The sequence below is a fragment of the Asaia sp. As-1742 genome, assembly GCF_011753235.1.
Classification (GTDB): Bacteria; Pseudomonadota; Alphaproteobacteria; order Acetobacterales; family Acetobacteraceae; genus Asaia; species Asaia bogorensis_B.
The window spans coordinates 1-5,140 of record NZ_VWWA01000031.1; the positions used below are offsets into that span (position 1 = coordinate 1).

Sequence of the window (5,140 nt, forward strand, 5' to 3'; positions counted from 1 at the left end):
GTTGGCGAAGGTCGGTCGACAGGGCTCGGGTCATGCACGCCGGCCTCCCGCCCGGCAGGAAGCATGAATCAGATTTCCAGAACAATGGGAATCCCAAAACGACTCCGTCAGGTCAGATTATGCTCTAGAAACGATGTTGCGAAGAAGCCGCCCGCCAAGAACAAGAGGAAGAAGAGCGTCATTGGACAATTTACCTCTGTAGTTCGCTAGCATTATGCGTCGGCACACTATCCTGTCACATGGTGCAGGGAAAGGAGATACTCGAATCCTCTCATTCATTTGAGACTAGGTCGCATTGATAAAAATTTTATAGGACATCCCTGAGATCTGGTTTATTTCGTGCCTGTGGGATAGTTGAGGCTTGGATCTTTGAGTATATTAGAAAAGGTTGGTGCGCGACTTCTCCCGCCCCAGCAAGCAGACTGACGATGGCTTTATTAAGTCCTTCACCGGGGAATTCTGGGCCGAGCGCCTGAACATGCACTACGGCGTGTCGTCAGTTAAGCCCTGAGTGTGGCATGTGAGGGTTGTACTTTCTGTCTCCCTGTGCTTACTGTTTTCCCGTTTTTGGGGGCGACAGACAGATGCGGCGCTATGGTTTACGCGATGACCACTGGGAGCGGATAAAGGATCTTCTCCCCGGTCGTGAAGGCTATGTCGGCGGCACTGCGGCGGACAATCGTTTGATCGTGGAGGTGGTGCTGTATCGCTATCGTGCGGGCATTCCATGGCGCGACCTTCCTGCCCGTTTCGGGGACTGGAAAAACGTGCACCGGCGTCTGCGCCGCTAGTGTGAAAGCGGTGTCATCGAACGTATATTTCGTTATCTGGCCGCTGATCACGGCAACGAATACATGATGATCGACAGTACGATTGTCCGCGCACATCAGCATATTGCCGGAGCTCTCAAAAGGGGGTACGGATCAGGCCATCGGACGATCACGAGGCGGGCTGACGACAAAGATTCATGCCATCTGCGACGCTCTGGGCAATCCGGTGGAACTCGGCATCACACCGGAACAGGATGCCGATATCACCCAGGCGGAACCGGTTCTGGAAAACATCGGCTCGGATGCCTTCCTTGCTGACAAGGCGTATGACGCGGACAAGTTGATCGATCGGCTGATACAGCGCGAGATTACCCCGGTCATCCCGCCAAACCGCAACAGAACGACACGGCGGGAAACCGATTTTTCTCTCCTCCGCGAACTGGACCTTGTTGAGAGGTTCTTCAATAAACTCAAGCAGTTTCGCGCTATCGCAACCCGCTACAATAAACCGCAATCGACCTTCCTCGCAGCCGTGCAGTTCGCCTCAATCATCAGCCTGCTTAACTGACGACACGACGTAGCTCATGAGCCTTGACGACGCTTGCGTAAAAATGGGGGCTTGGCGTCAGGGCTACAATGAGGACTGGCCGCACAGCTCCATCGGCAACATGCCACCGGATCGCTACTGAACGGCTTGTCAGCATGTCTGCCAGTTGAGCCTTAACCTCCAAGAAATTCCAACTTCCGGTGGCATAAATTCGTAGAGCACTTCACGGACATTGCGGCGTTTGGCTAGTCCCGGCATCCAGTGGAACGGATTAACGATGAACCTGTCTGGCTCCGACGTCCATATCTTGGCGATATATCCGTAAGGCGTGAGACCGCTGAGGGTCTTGAGCCTTCGTCCGAAGTTGTAAGCTGCCATGAGGTCGTTGAGAGGGGTCTTCAGCTTCTCATGGCTGTCGTAATGGAAGCGTTTGACGGTTGCTTCCTTGATTGTCCGGTTCATTCTCTCGAGCTGACCGTTCGTCCAGAGGTGATTGGGTTTCGTCATACGGTGTTCGATATCGTTTTCGTCACAGGCCCGATTGGTGAACTGGGTACTGTTGTCGGTCAGTATCATATGGGTTTTGTAGGGAACGGTCTCAATCAGGTGCCGAAGAAACGCCCTTGCGAACATTTTATCCGCTTGCTGATGAAGCACGACACAGGCGAACTTGCTATCCGATGGATGGCGACCAACAGGCGCAGTTTGCCCTCTACCGTCTGCACCTCGGCGATATCGATGTGAAAGTAGCCGATCGGGTAGGTTTTAATTTTCGAGCGCCTGGGCTTGTCGCTTTCGGTATCGGGCAGACGGGAGATGCCGTGACACTGAAGGCAGCGATGCAATGAACAGCGCGTCAGGTGTGGGATTGTCGCCTGGAGCGCGCAAAGGCAATCGTCCAAAGGCAGCAGGGTATGGCGGCGGAATGCCAGGACGATCGCTTTTTCCTCAATCGACAGTAAGCTTTAAGAAGCCACCTTCGGGCCGGTGCGTCGATCCGTCGGATCGCTCCGGCCCTTCCATTTGGCGTCCGCCTTCGGGTTGATCCCGTAGCGCTTGGCCAGAGCCCTCAGGCTCTCTTGACTGTGCTATATCGCTCGACGGACTGCCGCTGCTGTCGTGGCGCTTCCGTGGTGAACCTGACCATAGCGCATCCTTCCACTCGCGTGAAAACAATGCACCATCAAACCGCGGGACTAAACAACTAGGTGCCGGCGCAGCAAGACGAAAGCCCGGCCTTTCGGTGTGGCATCTGTCGCACAAGTGTCGCACAAGAGCCTGAATAACCGGGCGGAGAACGCTTGGGCTGTCTCAGTTAACGTGACATCATCGTCAGAGTGGCAGGGAGTTGGTAGAACGTATGCGCCTCTTTCTGTAGCTTGATAAGATCAGCGCCGCTGCATAAAAAATCAAATAACAATCTCCGCGCTTTACTCAAAATGGAGCGGAAATATTATTATAATGAAGAACCATCAAGACACGACCGCTGCACACAAAATCAGAACACCCCAGCTTCAATCAGTGGTTCTTCGTTTCCCCCCCCCCCACTTGGGAAAATACACTCTACCCCATTAACGGTAGGATAAAAAATACAAGATATGTGATCACAATATGGTGTCTTCCAGCATAATAATGATGATGTATAGTCACATAATTATAATTTCATCTCGACAGACCTTCTTCGGGAGAGAACTTTATGTCTACAATCGGCCGACGCGATATCGTCGTTGGTGGCGCCTCTCTCGTGGCGGCATCCAGCATTCGCCTGCATGAAGCATCAGCGCATGACACATCCACCACGCCGCTTACCGAGACTCAGACATTAGGCACATTTGGCCGTGTGCAATGGGTAGCTACGACCCCCTCGGCCTTGTGGGTTAAAAAAGGGGACGCAACGATTTTGAATCGCCCCGTCGTTGGCCACGACGCGGACATTACACTAAGGGTTCGAAACACCTACCAGACGATCAAGGGCTTTGGCGCCTGCTTTAGTGAGCTCGGCTGGAATGCCCTAACCAAAGCTACGCCTGATGATCGGAAAGCTGCATTTCACCAGCTCTTTTCACCAGGCGTCGGCGCCAATCTCTCAATATGCCGCGCTCCCATTGGCGCTAACGATTTCGCTGTGGACTGGTACTCATACGATGAGACGTCCAACGATTTTTGGATGGAGCATTTTTCGATCGAGCGAGACAAACGCGCGATCATTCCGTTCATCCACTCGGCGCAAGCGGAAAATCCCCATTTGCAACTTTGGGCATCTCCTTGGAGTCCGCCGACATGGATGAAATATAACCATCACTACGCAACATCACTTTCCTTGCCGGGCTGGCCGCAAAATGGCCTGAAACCCGATCAGGTCGGCATCGAAGGAAAGGACTTATTCATTCAGGAGGCACGGTATTTTTCTGCCTATGCGATGTATTTCGAAAAATATGTGCTTGCCTACCGTGAAGCTGGCATTCCGATCTTTGCTATCATGCCGCAAAACGAATTCAATTCTAAAGGTCCCTACCCGTCATGCTGCTGGACCCCCGAGGGTCTGGCTCGTCTGGTGACGTACCTTTATCCTCGTCTCGAGCCCCTAAATGTGAAAATCTATTTTGGCACCTTCGAACGCCCATACGAAAACCTCTTTGAACGCTTCGTCGACAATTTGCACGTTGGAAACATGGTCGCGGGCGTCGGCATGCAGTGGGCGGGTAAGGGCGCTATCGCCGCCTTGCACCATGAACACCCCGATCTTGACCTTATTCAGAGTGAGGCGGAGTGCGGTGATGGTCGAAATGACTGGCGATATTGCCGATACATCTGGAGACTCATGCTCCATTTCTTTAATAATGGTGTATCAGTGTACGATTATTGGAATATCGCGCTTGAGAACGACGCCGCGAGCACATGGGGATGGAAGCAGAACTCCCTTATCACGGTCAATTCATCTAGCGGCGCCATAACATATAATTATGAATATTACCTTCTTAAGCATTTCAGCCATTTCATCAGGCCTGACGCAGTGCGGTTCGAAGCGATCAGTTGGACAGGCTACGACAATGCACTTGCCTTCCTCAACAAGGACAGGACCGTCGTGCTTATTCTTCATAACGACATGTCATCTCCTATGCCCGTCAGAATACGCCTGTCGGACGAGCAGGTACTGCAAGCAGAGTTACCCTCCGACTCATTCAATACGTTTGTCCTCTCACACGAATAATAAGTTCAAGGAATCCCCCCCTTGGGGGCCCTGTGCAACCACTTTCACCTTTCTCGGACCTATCAGGCATTGATCTACGGCGTAAACTCATAAATCGGCTTGAGCCTCAGCCTTCACCGTGATTCAGGCGTCCTTCGAGTCTGGAGGACGTGTGGAACGACGATAACGTGCTCCCCTTTTTGTATCCGTTCAAAAGGAGAGTTCTGTATTTTTATGGTGCGTTGCTGATGGGATGACAATGGTCTCGGGGGGCATGCCCCCGAGACCATTGTGCCGCGACTTGTGCAGGTGTCCTGCCTCCCAGCATGGAATAATGTGGGCGCACGGTGTTGTAATCTTTCTGCCAATCGGCCAAAATCCGGCGCGCATGGGACAGAGACGTGAACAGGGTCTCGTTGAGGCATTCATCACGCAATCGCCCGTTGAAGCTCTCCACAAACCCGTTCTGCTGCGGCTTGCCAGGGGGCAATGTAATGCCATTCAATTGGAGGGATCGAAGAATCGTTAGTTGATACGCTTGGCCGGTGATTTCAGGCTTTTATCGTTCTGACTGACGGCTCCCGGGGTGACTTTCGATCTGCGTTTTGTGCAGATCCGGCGCTGTTACCTCCG

Annotated in this window: 2 protein-coding genes and 3 pseudogenes; 3 read left to right on the forward strand and 2 right to left on the reverse strand. The window is 52.8% G+C overall.

Going from position 1 to position 5,140, the window contains the following annotated elements; genetic code table 11:
* Window positions 1-584 precede the first annotated feature (584 nt).
* Both F3J08_RS16485 and F3J08_RS16490 read left to right on the forward strand, forming a co-directional pair.
* Window positions 585-1,338 (forward strand): annotated as a pseudogene (locus F3J08_RS16485) (IS5 family transposase).
* Between the two features lie 16 nt (window positions 1,339-1,354).
* Window positions 1,355-1,459, forward strand: coding sequence for an integrase core domain-containing protein (locus tag F3J08_RS16490; protein ID WP_166931785.1), 105 nt, complete (start codon window positions 1,355-1,357; stop codon window positions 1,457-1,459).
* An 8-nt stretch (window positions 1,460-1,467) separates the two neighbouring features.
* On the opposite strand, the pseudogene F3J08_RS16495 reads toward F3J08_RS16490, so the two are convergent.
* Window positions 1,468-2,471 (reverse strand): annotated as a pseudogene (locus F3J08_RS16495) (DDE-type integrase/transposase/recombinase).
* A gap of 542 nt (window positions 2,472-3,013) precedes the next feature.
* On the opposite strand from F3J08_RS16495, the gene F3J08_RS16500 reads away from it, so the two are divergent.
* On the forward strand, window positions 3,014-4,528 hold the full coding sequence (locus tag F3J08_RS16500; RefSeq protein WP_166931787.1) for a glycoside hydrolase family 30 beta sandwich domain-containing protein: 1,515 nt from the start codon (window positions 3,014-3,016) through the stop codon (window positions 4,526-4,528).
* A gap of 211 nt (window positions 4,529-4,739) precedes the next feature.
* On the opposite strand, the pseudogene F3J08_RS16505 reads toward F3J08_RS16500, so the two are convergent.
* Window positions 4,740-5,013, reverse strand: a pseudogene (locus tag F3J08_RS16505) (transposase); the annotation flags it as partial.
* Between the last annotated feature and the right edge of the window lie 127 nt (window positions 5,014-5,140).